At 63.9% G+C, this 16413-nt stretch carries 12 protein-coding genes; 5 read left to right on the top strand and 7 right to left on the bottom strand.

Features of this window, described 5'->3' with window-relative positions; genetic code table 11:
• Positions 1–100 precede the first annotated feature (100 nt).
• From xdhA to QTJ18_RS16505, 4 genes are all read right to left on the bottom strand, one after another.
• The gene (gene xdhA, locus QTJ18_RS16520) at positions 101–1573 is read right to left on the bottom strand and encodes a xanthine dehydrogenase small subunit (protein ID WP_252751270.1); all 1473 of its coding nucleotides are present in this window, start codon (positions 1571–1573) and stop codon (positions 101–103) included.
• Between the two features lie 20 nt (positions 1574–1593).
• On the bottom strand, positions 1594–2370 hold the full coding sequence (locus QTJ18_RS16515; protein WP_252751269.1) for a 3-hydroxybutyrate dehydrogenase: 777 nt from the start codon (positions 2368–2370) through the stop codon (positions 1594–1596).
• A gap of 215 nt (positions 2371–2585) precedes the next feature.
• Complete coding sequence (locus QTJ18_RS16510; protein ID WP_252751268.1) at positions 2586–3083, bottom strand: invasion associated locus B family protein; 498 nt, start codon at positions 3081–3083, stop codon at positions 2586–2588.
• Positions 3084–3329: 246 nt separating this feature from the next.
• Positions 3330–4034, bottom strand: coding sequence for a glutathione binding-like protein (locus QTJ18_RS16505; RefSeq protein WP_252751267.1), 705 nt, complete (start codon positions 4032–4034; stop codon positions 3330–3332).
• Positions 4035–4627: 593 nt separating this feature from the next.
• On the opposite strand from QTJ18_RS16505, the gene QTJ18_RS16500 reads away from it, so the two are divergent.
• From QTJ18_RS16500 to QTJ18_RS16490, 3 genes are all read left to right on the top strand, one after another.
• Entirely contained in the window at positions 4628–5692 is a 1065-nt protein-coding gene (locus tag QTJ18_RS16500) for an LLM class flavin-dependent oxidoreductase (protein ID WP_252751266.1), read from the top strand.
• Positions 5693–5718: 26 nt separating this feature from the next.
• Positions 5719–6474 carry a type I methionyl aminopeptidase gene (gene map / locus QTJ18_RS16495; protein WP_252751265.1) on the top strand — a complete coding sequence of 252 codons (756 nt, stop codon included), beginning with the start codon at positions 5719–5721 and terminating at the stop codon, positions 6472–6474.
• A 270-nt stretch (positions 6475–6744) separates the two neighbouring features.
• Entirely contained in the window at positions 6745–7911 is a 1167-nt protein-coding gene (locus QTJ18_RS16490; RefSeq protein WP_252751264.1) for a YbfB/YjiJ family MFS transporter, read from the top strand.
• Between the two features lie 117 nt (positions 7912–8028).
• Here QTJ18_RS16490 and QTJ18_RS16485 read toward each other — a convergent pair whose 3' ends face one another.
• Positions 8029–9966, bottom strand: coding sequence for a methyl-accepting chemotaxis protein (locus QTJ18_RS16485; protein ID WP_252751263.1), 1938 nt, complete (start codon positions 9964–9966; stop codon positions 8029–8031).
• A gap of 412 nt (positions 9967–10378) precedes the next feature.
• On the opposite strand from QTJ18_RS16485, the gene sbmA reads away from it, so the two are divergent.
• Complete coding sequence (sbmA, locus tag QTJ18_RS16480; RefSeq protein ID WP_252751262.1) at positions 10379–11653, top strand: peptide antibiotic transporter SbmA; 1275 nt, start codon at positions 10379–10381, stop codon at positions 11651–11653.
• A gap of 24 nt (positions 11654–11677) precedes the next feature.
• Here sbmA and QTJ18_RS16475 read toward each other — a convergent pair whose 3' ends face one another.
• Entirely contained in the window at positions 11678–12925 is a 1248-nt protein-coding gene (locus tag QTJ18_RS16475; RefSeq protein ID WP_252751261.1) for a class I SAM-dependent RNA methyltransferase, read from the bottom strand.
• A gap of 51 nt (positions 12926–12976) precedes the next feature.
• Complete coding sequence (locus tag QTJ18_RS16470) at positions 12977–13858, bottom strand: TlyA family RNA methyltransferase (protein WP_252751260.1); 882 nt, start codon at positions 13856–13858, stop codon at positions 12977–12979.
• Positions 13859–14166: 308 nt separating this feature from the next.
• Between QTJ18_RS16470 and QTJ18_RS16465 the strand changes: the two genes are divergently transcribed.
• A complete protein-coding gene (locus tag QTJ18_RS16465; RefSeq protein ID WP_289851945.1) occupies positions 14167–16353 on the top strand; it encodes a methyl-accepting chemotaxis protein in 2187 nt (728 codons plus the stop codon).
• The last annotated feature ends 60 nt before the right edge of the window (positions 16354–16413 follow it).

Genomic DNA, 16413 nt, shown 5'->3' with positions numbered 1-16413 from the left:
GACGATGATTTTGGATGTGCGGGAGTCATTTCCTTCTGTTGTCTTCGCGCAGGAGGAAAGCTGCACCTCGGCGGAGTTCAGACAATATTGGCTCATCCCTTTACGCCTCCTCCGGCTCGAAGCGGGCCAGTTCGTGGTTCTGGCCGGCGGTTTCCAGGAAGAAGCGCGTCAGCAGGTTCTTGGCCGTAAGCGACCGGTATTCGGCACTCGCCCGCCAGTCCGTCAGCGGCTGGTAATCCTGATCGAAGGCATCGCGCACCGAAGCCACCGTGCCCCAGCTCCAGGGCTGGCCGATCAAGAGCGATTCCACGGTTTCGGCCCGCTTCGGGGTCGCCGCCATGCCGCCAAAGGCGATGCGACAGGTCTCGACGCAACCCTGCGCATCCAGCTCCAGGTAAAAGGCACCGAGCAGGGCCGAAATATCCTCTTCACGGCGCTTGGATATCTTGTAGGCGGAGAACCAGGCTTCGTCCGGCGCATGCGGAACGGTGATCTTCTCGACGAACTCGCCGGGCTGGCGGTCCTGCCTGCCATAGGCGATGAAATAATCCTGCAGCGCCATGGTGCGGCTGCCCGCGGCAGAGCGCAGGGTGAGTTGCGCACCCAGCGCCATCAAGGACGGGGGCATGTCGCCGATGGGCGAACCATTGGCGATATTGCCGCCGATCGTGCCCATATTGCGCACCTGCTGGCCGCCGATCCGATCCACCAGCCGCCCGAGCGTCGGATAGCGGTTCTCGAGCACGTCCACGGCTTGCGCATAGGTGACGCCGGCGCCGATCACGATGCCGCTCTCATCTTCGGTGATGGTCTGAAGCTCCGTCAGGTGATTGACGAAAACGACCGGATTCAGCGCCCGCATCTGCTTCGTCACCCACAGTCCGACATCGGTTGCGCCCGCCACGATGGTGGCCGCGGGCTCTGCGGCGAGAACCTCCGACAGCGCATCCAGCGTGCCCGGGATGATGGCGCGATCGCCGTTCTTGGTGACCGTCACGGTGTCGGAGGAGGCGCGGATCGTCCAGAGCTTGGCCATGACCTCGGCACGGTCGCGCTCGATCGGATCGAACAGCGCGCTCGGCCGATTCTCTGCCACCTGTTCGGCAGCCTTGACGATTGGCTCATAGCCGGTGCAGCGACAGAGATTGCCTTGCAGCGCCAGCTCGATTTCAGCGCGGCTCGGATTTTCATTTGCCATCCACAGCCCGTAAAGCGACATGACGAAGCCGGGCGTGCAGAAACCGCATTGCGAACCGTGGCAATCCACCATGGCCTGCTGGACGGGGTGCAGCGCGCCGTTTTGACCCTGCAAATGCTCCACCGTGACCACATGCGTGCCATGCAGCGAGCCGACGAAGCGGATGCAGGCATTGACGCTTTCATAGCGCAGCGCCCCGCCGATCAGCCGTCCGACGAGGACCGTGCAGGCGCCGCAATCGCCTTCGGCGCAGCCCTCCTTGCTGCCCGTCAGCCGCTTTCTCAGCCGCAAGAAATCAAGGAGCGTCTCGGTCGGCGCGAAATCGCTGAGCGAAATGTCTTCGGCATTGAGAATGAAGCGGATGGCTGACGTCATTCGGGTGTCCTGGTTCGGCGTTACTGGGCGGTCCAGCCGCCATCGATGGAGATATGTGTTCCGGTAATCTGTCGCGCTGCGTCGCTGGCGAGGAAAAGCGCCGTGGCGGCCACTTCCTCGATGGCGACGAACTCCTTCGTCGCCTGAAGACGGAGCATGACCTCCGTCTTGACCGCCTCTTCCGAGATGCCACGCTCGCGCGCTGTGTCGGGAATCTGTCGTTCCACGAGCGGCGTCAAAACGTAGCCGGGGCAGATGGCGTTTACCGTAATGCCAAATTCAGCCAATTCCAGGGCAGCCGTCTTGGTTAGGCCCAAGACCCCATGCTTTGCAGCGACATAAGCTGATTTGAACGGCGATGCAACAAGTGCGTGCGCGGAGGCCACGTTGATGATGCGGCCCTTGCCGGCGGCCTTCATCAGCGGAATCGCGTGGCGCATGGTGTGGAAGGCGGAGGATAGAAGCACAGCGATGAGCTGGTCCCACTTCTCGGCGGGAAAATCCTCGATCTTCGCCACATGCTGGAGGCCGGCATTGTTGACGAGGATGTCGATGCCGCCGAAGGAGGCCTTGGCCAGCCCGATGAGATCGGCGATCTCCTCCGGCTTGGCCATATCCGCGCCGTGATAGAGGATGCGGCCGCCGCCGAGCTGATCGAGCCCGGCCAGTGCCGCCTCGATCTCCTCGGGCCTTCCAAAGCCATTGATCACAACATTGGCCCCATCAGCGGCGAAGGCCCGGGCTATGCCCAGGCCGATCCCGCTGGTGGAGCCGGTGACGACGACGGTTCTTGCCATGATCCTTCTCCCCCGACGCGGCTGCGTGACGCAGCCTCATGAGGAAAGTTATGCGCAAAAGGGCAAAACTGGCAATGGCATGCGAGGGCATGGCGCCAGGAGAAGAGGCAGGCGGGTTGCCGGTCGAAGCGCCCGGCTGCAGCGGGATGGCTGCGTGACGATGAAAAGGCGGGGCCGAAGCCCGGCCTCGGCCAAGGCGGGCAGGGCCCGCGTCGTCAGCGGCAGGTCCGGACGGCCTGCAAGGCGGCGGTCACACCCTTCAGGGAATAGGTATAGGTGGTATTGGTGCCACGTCCTGAAACGGCTTTGACCGTCATGTCGGTTCCGCCCCGCATGGCCGTAATCAAAGCCGGCTCCCGTGCCGGATCGCGCACCCAGGCGGCCTTGTCCTTTGGCACCATGATGAAATTATCGCTGCCGACATCGACGGTGATGCGCGAGCCTTCCTTCAGGCCATAGCCCATGATCGCCTGGGGCATGAAGGCCGAGGCCCCCGATTGCGGCGCAACGATGAAGAAATTGTCGCCATGATTGACGCTTGCGGGCAGGGCGGCGGTGGGAACGGACAGCGCGTAGCAGGTCTTCTTTTCACCGCTTCCATACGAATAAACGCCCCAGGCTTGGAACTGCTGGACTCTCGTGGGCTGAGCACCGGCGCTCAGGGCAGACAGCAGGACGGCGGAAACGGCTAGGGCGCATGTCTTGGCGGACATCGAACTCTCCTGATCATGGCAGATGGATTACATCCCGGATGAAGAAACAAGCGGGTGCGACAGGGCGCAATTGTTCGGGAGGAGAGTTAGCGAATGGTTAACGGGTGGATCAATCCCCTGAAGGCCGGTCTCACAAAGGGTTGATGAGAAAGACTGTCGGAGAGCCGGCCTTGCCCGTCCGGATAACGGGCAAGGTCGCGGCAAGTGTCTGTCTCGTGACCGCTTCGGGAGCGCCTCGTGACTGCCTCAGGGGCGCGCCGGGATCTCGACGCCGCGCTGAACGCCGGGCCTTGCCATCATCCGCTCGAACCAGGACGACAGCGCAACCTGGCTGTCGAACTCCACCAGGTCGCGGGCTTCGTAAAAGCCGATCATGGCACGCACCCAGCCGATGCAGGCGAAATCGGCAATCGTCACCTCGTCGCCCATCAGGAAGGAACGGCCCGAAAGCCGGGTGTTCATAACGCCCAGCAAACGCTTGGTTTCGTTGAGGTAACGGTCACGCGGACGCTTGTCCTCGATCTCTTTTCCGGCAAATTTCTGGAAATAGCCGAACTGGCCGAACATGGGGCCGATGCCGCCCATCTGGAACATCACCCATTGAATGGTCTCATAGCGGGCGGCCGCCTGCTTCGGCAGGAACTGTCCTGTCTTTTCCGCCAGATAGATCAGGATGGCGCCGGATTCGAAAAGAGCCATCGGCTTGCCGTCCGGTCCGTTCGGATCCAGGATGGCCGGGATCTTTCCATTGGGATTGAGCGACAGGTAATCCTCACCCCAGGTCTCGTTCTGGCCGATATTGATGAAATGCGGCTCGTAGGCCAGGCCTGTCTCTTCCAGCATGATCGAGGCCTTGACCCCATTGGGCGTCGGTGTCGAGTAAAGCTGCAGGATATCGGGATTGGCGGCAGGCCAGCGGCGGGTAATCGGGAAGGCGGACAGATCGGCCATAGGGCTCCTCATAAGGGTTCACGTCGGTTGGCGGATGGGTCGGTTGGTCGGTGGGTATGGGGGAGACTATAGCGCGAAAGGGCAAAGCCGCCAGGGGGTGAGGGGGGCGAAGGGGGTGAAGCTAGCGGGGGAGGGCGGCATGCGGGCGAACGCTGCCATTCCGGCGCCGCTTCGCAGACAGCGGCAATAGGCGAATCCTTTGCGGCAGATACCGGCATCGGTTGAGACATTGAATCCGGTTCTTGAACCTGGCTTTCCTGATGAGAGCGACCGGCTTTTTGATCCCGGCCGATACGGCGAAGCCGCGCCGGGCAACCGCAGACTGCGCGCAGGCGTGGTGGCGCTAGGGCTCAGATAAGGCTTTTGGTGAACGTCGAGGTCCAAGACTTTGAATGCGGATTCCTATTGGCGGTTTCCCGCCATCCATTTTTTCGACCGGGGCCTTCGAAACTTTCCTGTTTCAACGGACCGCCTCCTTGCCTATCTACGGGAGGAATTTTCACATTTGCCGAAGGCTCGCCGCGTGTCCCAGGCCGAAAACGGGCGAAGACGCGGACAGAGCAAACGCGGCATGAGCATAGGGATTTTTCGACATGGAACTCGGCCTCTACACCTTCGCGGATGTTGATCCGGCCATTGCCAGCGGCAGCCGCGGCGAGGATGCCGCGATCCGCCTGAAGCATCTTCTGGAAGAGATCGAGCTTGCGGATCAGGTGGGCCTCGACGTCTTCGGACTGGGAGAACATCACCGGCCGGATTATGCGGTCTCCTCCCCGGCGACCGTGCTGGCGGCCGCGGCCGTCCGGACCAAGCGGATCCGCCTCACCAGCGCCGTCTCGGTCCTGAGCTCGGACGATCCCATCCGCGTCTTCCAGCAGTTTTCCACCGTCGACCTGCTGTCGGGCGGACGGGCGGAAATCATGGCCGGCCGCGGCTCCTTCATCGAATCCTATCCGCTGTTCGGCTATGATCTCAGCGATTACGACCGGCTCTTCTCCGAAAAGCTCGACCTGCTTCTGACGCTGCGCGACCATGAAGTGGTGGACTGGGCCGGCGAGCTGCGCGCGCCGATCGAGCACAGGGGCGTCTATCCGCGTCCCCTCCAGGAGAGGCTTCCCATCTGGATCGCCGTTGGCGGCACGCCGCAATCGGTTGCGCGTGCGGGGGCGCTCGGCCTGCCGCTGGCGGTCGCCATCATCGGCGGCGATTACGCCCGCTTCGCCCCCTTCTTCGAGCTGTACCGGGAGGCTGCCCGCAGGTCCGGCCATGATCCGAGCACCTTGAAGACCAGTATCAATGTGCACGGCTTCGTTGCCGATACCACGCAAAAGGCTGCCGATCAGTTCTACGGTCCGCAGGCGGCGGTGATGGACCGCATCGGTCGCGAGCGCGGCTGGCCGCCGACCAATCGCGCGCAGTTCGACCGTGCCCGGTCGGCGCCCGGCAATCTCTTCGTCGGCGATCCGGAAACCGTGGCGGAAAAGATCGTCGCGGCGCACAAGGTGTTCGGCAATGACCGGCTGCTGATCCAGATGGCGATCGGCCTGATGCCGCATGCGGAGATCATGCGCGGCATCGAGCTTTTCGGCACCAAGGTCGCGCCGCTCGTCAGAAAAGCGTTGACCTCAGCCCAAGATGGGGCGAAACCCGCCGCCTGAGACGGTAGCCGGAAGCGCTCTATACGATGATCATTACCTCCGACGACGAACTTCAGAAGCTGAAGGCCATTGGGCGCATCTGCGCCCAGGCCATCGATGTGATGTCCAAAGCGCTTCAGCCGGGCATCACCACGCTGGAACTCGACCAGATCGGCCGCAAGGTGCTGGAGGATAATGGCGCGCAATCGGCGCCGGAATTCTGCTACCAGTTTCCCGGAGCGACCTGCATCAGCGTCAATGAAGAGGTTGCGCACGGAATTCCCGGAGACCGCGTCATTGCCGCGGGCGATCTGGTGAATATCGACGTGTCGGCGGTCAAGGACGGGTTCTTCGGCGATACCGGCGCCTCCTTCGCCGTGCCGCCGGTCAAGCGCGAGATCGAGAAACTCCTGCGTGACGGCCGCCGGGCGCTGTGGACGGGCCTGCAGCAGGTCAAGCCGGGCAAGCCGATTGCCGGCATCGGCCAGGCGATCGGCGCCTTCGCCAAGAAGAACCGCTACACGCTCATCACCAATCTGGCGAGCCACGGCATTGGCCGCTCGCTGCACGAGGAGCCTGCCGAAGTGCCGACCTGGCCGGATCCGGCCGAGAGCCGCGACATGGCCGAAGGCCTGGTCTTCACCGTCGAGCCCTTCCTTTCGCTTGGCGGCCAATGGGCGGAGGATGGCGGCAATGGCGATCCCTGGACGCTCTACAGCGATCCCAAGGCGCCGACCGTGCAGTTCGAGCATACCATCGTCGTGACCCGCAACGGTCCGCTGATCCTGACGCTGGCGGAATAGAGCCTCGCAAACAAAATCCGCTCGCGCCACGCCCGGAACCAGATTGAGTTTTGACCCTTGAGTATTTCGCGTGAAAACGGGATCACCTGAAATGCTCTGTCTCTTCGCTTTTTACGCAGTCCGGACGCGAAACCGCTGACGCAGTTTTGCTGGACCCTAGGCTTCTCCATCCGAAAGACTGAAGCGCTTGCCCAGGCCCATCACCGAATGTGATGGAATGCGTCAGAATTCCTGAATTGCACCCGCCGCGCTTTGCTGCAAGGAAAGGCCATGTCCTTGTCCCGCTCCCCCGACCACCCGCTGCTGATCGGTTTTGCCGGCGCCGTTGCCATGGCGGCGGCCATGGGGTTCGGCCGCTTCTTCTTCACGCCGGTGCTGCCCGGCATGATGAGCGATATACCGCTCTCTGCCGCCGATGCGGGATTGATCGCGGCGGGCAATTTTGCCGGCTATCTCGCCGGCGCCCTCCTTGCCAGCCAAAGCTGGGCGGCTGGACGCGAACGGCACCTGGCGCTGGGCGGGCTTCTTGCCACGGCCCTGCTGCTGGCCTGCATGGCGGCGACGAGCGCGCTTTGGCTCTTCATCCTCATCCGCTGTCTCGCCGGCCTTGCCAGCGCCTTTGCAATGATCTTCACCTCCGCGATCGTGCTGCCCCATGCGCTTGGCCGAAGCGCCGTGCAATCGGTGCATTTCGGCGGAGTGGGGGCGGGGATCGCCCTGTCCTCGGTCGTTGCCTTTCTGATCCACCGAATGGCCGGCGATGCCGCCCATGGCTGGCGGCTGGACTGGCTCGTCGCCTCCGGCGTCGTCCTCGCCGCGCTTGCCTTTGTCGGCCGCCATCTGCCGCGGCCGGTTGCGGGCCATCGCATGGCGCCCGAGCCGCCCATCCGCTGGACGCGGCCGCTTGTTCTGTTGACGCTGTCCTACGGCCTGTTCGGCTTCGGCTATGTCGTCACGGCCACTTTCCTGGTGGCGATCGTGCGCTTGGCGGCGGCGGGACCGGCGGTGGAAGCGGGTGCCTGGCTGGTCACCGGCCTGGCGGCCGCCGTCTCGCTGTTCCTGTGGCGCCCGCTGCTCCAGCGCCTGGGCGCCGGCCGCTGCTATCTCCTGTGCCTGTTGATGGAAGCGGTGGGCGTGACGGCATCCGTGCTGATGCCGCCGGTCGCAGGCGCCTTGATCGGCGGGCTGCTTCTGGGGCTGACCTTCATGACCATTACCGCCTACGGCTTGCAGATTGCCCGCCAGCTTGCGCCCGACAGCCAGCGGCGGGCGCTGGCGCTGATGACCGCCGCCTTCGGGACCGGTCAGATCGTCGGCCCGCTGGTGGCCGGCTGGGCGAGCGAATGGAGCGGCTCCTTCACGCTGGCCTCGCTGATCGCAGCCGCCATCCTTGTCCTTGCGGCCGTGCTGGCAGCGCCGATCCTGCGCCGGAGCTGAGGCGGGCGGTTCTCGATTTGGACAGGATGAAGCCGGCTGGCGCGCTACCGTTTCGATCCGTCTTCGGGACGCGGCGGTTTCGGCCGCGGCCCGAGTGTCGCTTGCATCGAGACGAGATCAGAACTCTTCCCAATTGTCGGTCTTCGTCGCCAAAGCGGCATTGCCGGAGAAAGCGCTGGCAAGCTTGCGGCTCAGGGCACGCGCCGGGGAGGCGGCGATGCGCGGCTCACCCGCGGCAAGCCGGGCGCCCGGTGCGGCATGTCCGCTTTCGGCCAGCTTGAACTGCGACAGGAGTGCGTTGAGCGATGCCACTTCTCGGGCAAGCCCATGGCTGGCGGCAGTCGATTCCTCCACCATGGCGGCATTCTTCTGCGTGTCCTGGTCCATCTGATTGACGGCCGTGTTGATCTGCTGCAGCCCGGAGGACTGTTCCTGCGCCGCCTCGACAATGGCCGTCACGTGGCGGTTGATCTCATGGACTTCCGCAACGATGGTCTGGAGTGCCTTGCCGGTCTCCCCGACCAGCTGCACGCCTTCCTGAACCTGTTGGTTCGATGTCGAGATCAAGGCCTTGATTTCCTTGGCCGCGGTCGCGGAACGCTGGGCAAGCTCGCGCACTTCCTGGGCCACCACCGCAAAGCCCTTGCCGGCCTCGCCGGCACGCGCCGCCTCGACCCCGGCATTCAGCGCCAGAAGATTGGTCTGGAAGGCGATCTCGTCGATGACGCCGATGATCGAGGAGATCTCGCTCGACGATTTCTCGATCTTTTCCATCGAGGAGACGGCGCGGCGCACGACTTCGCCGGATTGTTCCGCCCCCTGGCGGGTGCGGGCCACCAAAGCGCCGGCCTCCTGGGCGCGGCGGGTGGAATCCTTGACGGTCGTCGTGATCTCCTCCAGCGCAGCGGCGGTTTCCTCCACGGCGGCCGCCTGCTGCTCGGTGCGCCTGGCCAGGTCATCGGCCGCGGCCTTGATCTCGTTGGCGCCGGAATCGATGCCGCGGGCATTCTGGGCAACTGCCATCAGCGCGGCCTGCAGCTTGTCCGCCGAGTGGTTGAAATCGTGCCGCACCTGGTCCAGGCTGGCGGTGAATGTTTGATCGATGCGGTAGGAGACATCGCCTTCGGCAAGCCGCGACAGGGCGCCCGCCAGGCTCTCCACGGCGAATTTCACCTCGGCCGCTGCCCTGGCATTCTCGGCATCCCGTTGCAGGCGTTCGGTCTCGGAAAGGCTGCGATTGGCCTCGGCTTCCGCCTCCAGACGCAGACGCTCAATGGCATTGTCGCGGAAGACGGCGACCGCATCGGCCATCTCGCCGACTTCGTCGCGCCTGCCGATGCCGGGCACATCGTCTTGCGTGCGGCCTTCGGCCAGCGACAGCATCCGGCCGCGCAGCGCGTCGATCGGCCCGGTAATGCCGCGGGCGGAGATGTAGAGGGCGGCTGCGAGACCGAGGCCGAACAACAGGCCAAGCCCGCCGAGGATGCTGGCGATCATGGTATTGGTCTGCGCCGTAAGCGCGTCCGATTGCCGCGCGAGGTCCTCCAGGCGCTTGTTGTTCCAGTCGCGCAGATCATTGCGCCAGCTGGAAATCTGGCCGTCCATTCCGGTCAGGGCCGCGGTGGCCTCGACCGTCCTGCCTTCCTTGTCGAGCGCGATGGCCTGATCGAAGGCGGCATAGATGCCCCTTGCACGCTGCGCAAACCCCTCGATGGTTGCGGCGTCCGCGGGAGCCAGCTGCTTTGCCTTGTCGAGGCGGCGATAGACGGTTGCCTTGCCTTCCTCGTAGCTCTCGATCGGCGAAAGCCGGCTTTCGGTCGCCGCGTCCAGGTGGACGATCTGGTAGGCCGCGACCTCCGAGGCCAGAAGCGAGGTTGTCGAGCGGGCCATTTCCATCGCCGATGTCATGTCGCTGGCGATGAAGGCGGAATAGGTTGTGTCGGCGCCCTTGTAGCCGTTCGTCATAATGCCGGTACCAAGGATGCCGATGGCGGCGGTGGACGCGACGAGCGTCAGGATCTTTGTGCGAATGCTCGCATTGCGGAGGAAAGACAAGCTGGACCCCTTCAAAGGACTGATCCGCGCATCCCCGTGTCGGAAGAGCGGATTAACAACAGGTAAATATACATGGCACGGTCGGGGCCCGATCATCAGGCAAGCGCATAAATGGATTAGTATTGAAAAGGTTCAAGGCAGTGAAAGACATGGTTAAGGCCGGGTTAAACTGCAATCAAGCGTGGCAACTCTCTATCTGATACAAGCTCCTATTTTTGCGAAAAGCCCTGGCCGGCCCGATGCTTTCCAGAGGTTGCAAATGTTTAAGGGTCGCAGTCCGCTCCAAATCTTGATTGGCTTTTGACCTCGACCTTGTCGGCCAGACCATTGCCGCACTCCCGCAACTATCATAGGTTCGGCGCCTATTGCGTCGCCTGAGACGTTTGCACTGCAGCAAGGGAAACCGCATTCCGTGTTCCACTCCTTCTTTCCAAGGCCGAAACCCTTCTTCATTTCCGCCCTGATCTGGGCGCTCCTGATGATCGTCGGCTGGTATTCCGGCGGCGATGGCATGGGCACCCTGCTGGGCCTGCCGCAGCCTGACGGCAGTGTGCCGATCATCGGCGTCTCCGTCTTCTGGTCGACGCCCTTTGTCTGGTTCTACGTCTATTACTGGGTTGGGGTTTTCCTGTTTGCCGGCTTCTGGTTCTGGTTCAGCCCGCATCGCTGGCAGATGTGGTCGGTTCTGGGGACGGCTCTGATCATCTTCGCCACCTATTTCTCGGTTCAGGTCAGCGTGGCGCTGAACGCCTGGTACGGTCCCTATTACGATCTCATCCAGCAGGCGCTTGCCAAGACCGCTCCCGTCACGGCGGAGCAGCTCTATCTGGGTCTGGTCGGCGTGGCCGGCATTCTGTTCCTGGCGGTCACGGTCGGCGTTCTGAACCTCTTTTTCGTCAGCCACTACATCTTCCGCTGGCGCACGGCGATGAACGAGTTCTACATGGCCAATTGGGGCAAGCTCAGGCATATCGAAGGCGCCTCCCAGCGTGTGCAGGAAGATACGATGCGCTTCTCCTCCACGGTGGAGGGGCTCGGCGTCGGCTTCGTGCGGGCGATCATGACGCTGATCGCCTTTCTGCCGGTCCTGTTCGGCTTTTCCCAGACGATCACCGAACTGCCGATCATCGGGGAAATCCCCCATGCCCTGGTCTGGGCGGCGATCATCTGGTCCTTGTTCGGCACCGGCTTTCTGGCACTGGTGGGGATCAAGCTGCCGGGCCTGGAGTTCCGCAACCAGCGCGTGGAAGCCGCCTATCGCAAGGAACTGGTCTATGGCGAGGATGACGAGAACCGCGCGCAGCCGCTGACGGTGGCGGAGCTCTTCGACAATGTGCGGAAGAACTATTTCCGCCTCTATTTCCACTATCTCTATTTCAACATTGCCCGCATCTTCTATCTGCAGGCCGACAATATCTACAGCCTGGTGGTGCTCATCCCCTCCATCGCTGCGGGCAAGGTCACGCTCGGCATCTTCACCCAGATCAGCAATGTCTTCGATCAGGTCCGCAGCTCATTCCAGTATCTGATCAATGCCTGGACAACCCTGGTGGAGCTGATGTCCATCTACAAGCGCCTCAAGGCCTTCGAGGCGGCGATCGATGGCGAGCCGCTGCCGGTGATTGACCAGCGCTATCTGAAGCGCGAGGCCGAGGCCGGCGAGATCGCCGCGGACAAGCCCTATTGAGCGCTGCTCCGGCACCGGTGAAGGTCATCGCTCGAGGAGCGCCACGGCCTCCACATGCGATGACCAGAGGAACTGGTCGATCGGCGTGACGGAGGTCAGGCGATAGCCGCCCTTGATCAGGATGGAGAGATCGCGGGCAAGCGTCAGCGGGTTGCAGCTGACGGCCACGAGGCGCTTGACCGAAGACAGAGACAGTTCGCGGCACTGCGCCTCCGCGCCCGCCCGGGGCGGGTCGAAGATGACCGCATCATAAGTTTTCAGCTCCTGCGGCGTCAGCGGCCGGCGAAAGAGGTCGCGGCGTTCCGTCGTGACCGGTTTCAGCCCCATGGTCGTGCGGGCGGCGCGGTCCAGCGCCTTCACCGCCTTGTCCTCCGATTCCACCGCATGCACGCTGGATGTCCTGCCGAGGCGCAGGGCAAAGGTGCCGATGCCGGCAAACAGGTCGGCAACCCGCTTGGCCTTGCCGATATGCGCGATCGCCAGGGCGGCCATGGCCTCTTCGGCTTCGCGTGTCGCCTGCGTGAAACCGCCCGGCGGCAGAACAACGCGGGCGCCACCGAAATCGAGCATGGGGGCGGCGGGTTCTATCAGGATCTCGCCATTGATGGAGACGCGGGCGATGTCGCGCAGGCCGAGGACCGCCGTCGTGACGGCGCGCCGCTGCGGCTCCTTCAACCCGCCCTGCACGCCTTCCAGCGACACGTCGAGCCCCGTCAGGGTCACAGTCACGACGATCCGGAAGGCATCGCAGCCGCTGGCCTTGGCAATCAGTTTCAGCGCATCAAGCCGCGAGATGATGGCATCCGCGGCGATGGGACATTCCTGCAGGGGAACGACATGATGGGTCTCGGCCTGGTTGATGCCGATGACAATCTGGCCGTCGCGGCGACGCACCGTCAGAACCATGCGCCGCCTCTGATGCGGAAAGGCTTCGATCGTTTCGCCGACCTTGCCGTCAATGCCCTGCGACTTCAGCGCATCGACGAGGATCTGCCGCTTGAAGCCATTATAGGCGCGCTTTTCCATATGCTGCAAAACGCAGCCGCCGCAGGTGCCGCCCACGCCGTCCGGGCCGAAATGTCGGCAGGGGGGCTCGACCCGATCCGGCGACGGCCGGGCAAGCGAGATCAGCATGCCCTGGCTCCTGACCCTTGCGATGGCGACCGTTTCGCCCGGCAGGGTATAGGGCACGAAGACGGGACCTTCGGCGGTATGGGCCACACCGTCCCCCTTTGCGCCAAGGCTCGCGATCGAAACAGTCTCGGTACTCATCAAGCAGTCCTGGATTGAGCGCAGATCATGATGATGTCAGGCCTCTTTCTGTCAAAGATCTGAATCATGATCCGGTTGCGGATCCGCGCGCACCGGCTTTCGCCCGGCGAGCAGAAATTCCTGGTTGCCGTCGCCGCCGGCAATCGGCGAGGGGATCAGGCCAAGGCTTTGCCAGCCCATCTCCGCCTGCAGCCATTGCTCCAGCCCCTCGGCGACCTGCGGGGCGCTGGACGGATCGCGCAGCATGCCGCCTTTGCCGATGGCCTCGCGTCCCGCCTCGAATTGCGGCTTGACCAGAAGCACGCAGAAAGCGCCGTCCTCGGCAAGCGCAAGGGCCGGCGGCAGCGCCAGTCTGAGCGAGATGAAGGAGACATCGGAGACGACGAGCGTGATCGGCATCGCCCCCTGTGTTCCCTGTGTTTCGTGCGCCCCTTGCGCCCCTTGCGCGGCGTCGGATCCGTCCGTCTGATCAAAGAGGTCATCGGCCGTGAGGTGGCGGGCGTTCAGACCCTCGCGTTTCACGACACGCGGATCCCGTCCCAGCAGGTCATGCAATTGCCCATGACCGACATCCACGGCGAAGACACGGGCAGCCCCGCGTTCCAGCAGCACCTGGGTAAAGCCGCCTGTCGAGGCGCCGATATCGAGACAGGTCCGTCCCTCGGGCTTGATGTCGAAATGATCGAGCGCGGCCACGAGCTTCAGCGCGGCACGCGAGACATAGGCCTGTGCCGGATCGTCGATTGCCACGACGGCTCCGGCCGAAACGACCTGGCCGGGCTTGACGACGGGCTTGCCATCGATACGCACAGTGCCGCGCATGATCGCATCGCGCGCCCGCGAGCGGGTGGGGAAAAGCCCGCGGCGCAGCAGCAGCTGGTCCAGCCGTTCGGCGGGACCTGTGGACGTGTCTTCGGGAGATGTTGGTTTCATTGCCCGTCAATGCCGGGCCTTTCGAGGAAGTGCAAGAGAAAAGCGGGAAATGGCGCCGGATGCGGCGTCGCCGGCCGAACCTTCCCCGCTCTGGCATCGCATGGGCCGGGACCGTGCCTCCAATAGCATCGTCGATCCGCGCTTTTATTTGACGATCATCAAATGTGACATTGGCTACACTATCTTGTCCGACAAGAATACATGATGAAAGCCCCTGTCTTTCGACCGGGCGGCAACGGTAAATTAACGTCCCTGCGGTTTTGATGAGCGATCGTTAAAACGACCGTTTTTCGTCAATCCGGTGCACAATGTCCCTGAAGAACCTGTCCCTCAACAAGAAGCTGATCAGCACGTTCCTGGCGCTGATGTCCGTCTGCCTCATGGCCTCCGCAGTGGTCTATCTGCAGGCCTGGCGCTCTGCCGATGCCTCGCGCGGCCTGGCTTTGGCCCAGAAGATCCAGGAGGCGAGCGCAGCCGCAACGGAGGCCCAGCTTGAGCTTGTGCTGAACGAACGCGGCTACCTGTTGTCCGGCAATGCGGGGCTGAAAGCTGCCGTCTACGAGAAGCAGAAGGAAACGGCCGCGGCGCTGGAAATGGCGCTGGGACAGGCAAGCCATGAGCCGGCCATCGCAGCGACGCTGACGGAGCTGAAGGCGGCGTCGCAGGCCTATCTGTCGAGCGTCGTCGAGCCGCAGATGAAGGCGCGCGAAACGGCCGCCGATGCGGGAGCGGTTGCCGCTGTGTTTGCCGCCACCACGGATCAATCGCCGCAGATGAGCCGGTTCAACGCCGCCGCCGACAAGCTGAAGGCGGATCTGGCCGGTCTGACGGCGGCCAAAGTGGGCGAGCAGGAGCGGGCGCATGCGGTCGTCCTGTGGACGCTGATCATCGGCGGTGGCGTGGCCGGCCTGATTGCGGTGGCGCTCATCCTCCTGCTGTCGCGGGCCATCGTCACGCCGATCGTCGGGATGACCAGAGCCATGGCCGAGCTCGCGGCCGGCAATCATGCGATCGAGGTTCCGGCGCTCGACCGCAGCGACGAGGTCGGCGAAATGGCGAAGGCCGTCGCCGTGTTCAAGGATGCCGCGATCGAGAAGGTTCGCCTGGCGCGGCAGACCGATGAACTGCGGCAGACGAGCGACCAGGAGCGCCACGCCAATGATGCGCGCCAGGCGCGCGAGACGGCCGAGATCGAGTTCGCCATCAATTCGCTGGCGCAAGGCTTGTCGAAACTGGCGGACGGCGATGTCGCCTATCGTCTGGAGCGGCCCTTTGCTGCCCATCTCGATCGCCTGCGGGGCGATTTCAACCAGGCACTCGGCAAGCTGCAGGATGCATTGGAGCATGTCGGCCGCAATGCCTCGGCCATCAATGCCGGCGCCTCCGAGATCCGCGCCGCCACCGATGATCTGGCCCGCCGCACCGAGCGTCAGGCCGCCTCCGTCGAACAGACGGCCGCGGCGGTCGAGGAAGTCACGACGACGGTCAAGGAATCGGCGCGCCGGGCGGAAGATGTGGGCCAGCGCGTCGAAAGGGCCCGTGTCGGCGCCGAGAAATCGGGCGATGTCGTGCGCCGGGCGGTTTCCGCCATGGAGGGCATCTCCAAATCGTCCAACGAGATTATCAACATCATCAGCGTCATCGATGACATTGCCTTCCAGACCAATCTTCTGGCGCTGAATGCCGGCGTCGAGGCCGCGCGTGCGGGCGAGGCCGGCAAGGGCTTTGCGGTCGTTGCCCAGGAAGTGCGCGAGCTTGCCCAGCGCTCCGCCAATGCGGCGCGCGAGATCAAGAGCCTGATCACCAATTCCAGCCAACAGGTGGATGCAGGCGTGGCGCTTGTCGGCGAAACCGGCGAAGCCCTGCAGGCAATCGTCGTCGAGGTGCAGGAGATCAACGAGAACATCAAGGCGATCGTCACCTCGACCCGCGAACAATCGCTCGGTCTGCAGGAAATCAACACGGCGGTGGGCTCGATGGACCACAATACGCAGCAGAATGCCGCCATGGTCGAGCAGCAGACGGCGGCAAGCCATGCCCTGGCCCGCGAGGCCGGCGAGCTGGATACGCTTCTGCGCCAGTTCAAGCTGGGTGCCGGCGCGACCGCCGAGCGCCCGCGCGGTTCCGCGCCAGGGGGGAGGCCGATGACCGCCGCCAACCAGCCTTTGCCGCCGGGCAGCGGCTCGACATTCGCCTCCAGGGCCGGCACGCCTGTCGCGCCGAAGGGCATGGCACCGCAAGCCTCGCAAGCCCTCCAGGGACATCGATCCTCTCGGGCCCCTGACGCCTCTCCGGCGTCCAGACCCGCGGTTGCGTCACGAGCCTCCGTCAAGCTTGTCACCCAGCCGGAGGGAAAGCCGTCGGGCGGGCGCGGTCCCGTCGGGGCATCCGTTTCGGCTCGGCCTGCGCCGTCGCCGGCCGGCGCCTTGCATGGCAAGCTGGCGCAGGCCTTCGGCGCTGCCAAGCCGCAGGACGACAACTGGGAAGAATTCTGATCTTCTGCTTTTGCGGGACGGTGAAGACCGTATCGGTAAGACAAGTGAAAGAGGCGGGGA

Source organism: Rhizobium sp. SSA_523, from assembly GCF_030435705.1.
Taxonomy (GTDB): Bacteria; Pseudomonadota; Alphaproteobacteria; order Rhizobiales; family Rhizobiaceae; genus Neorhizobium.
The sequence above is the reverse complement of the archived record's forward strand: the minus strand, read 5'-3'. Positions and strand labels throughout refer to the sequence as shown.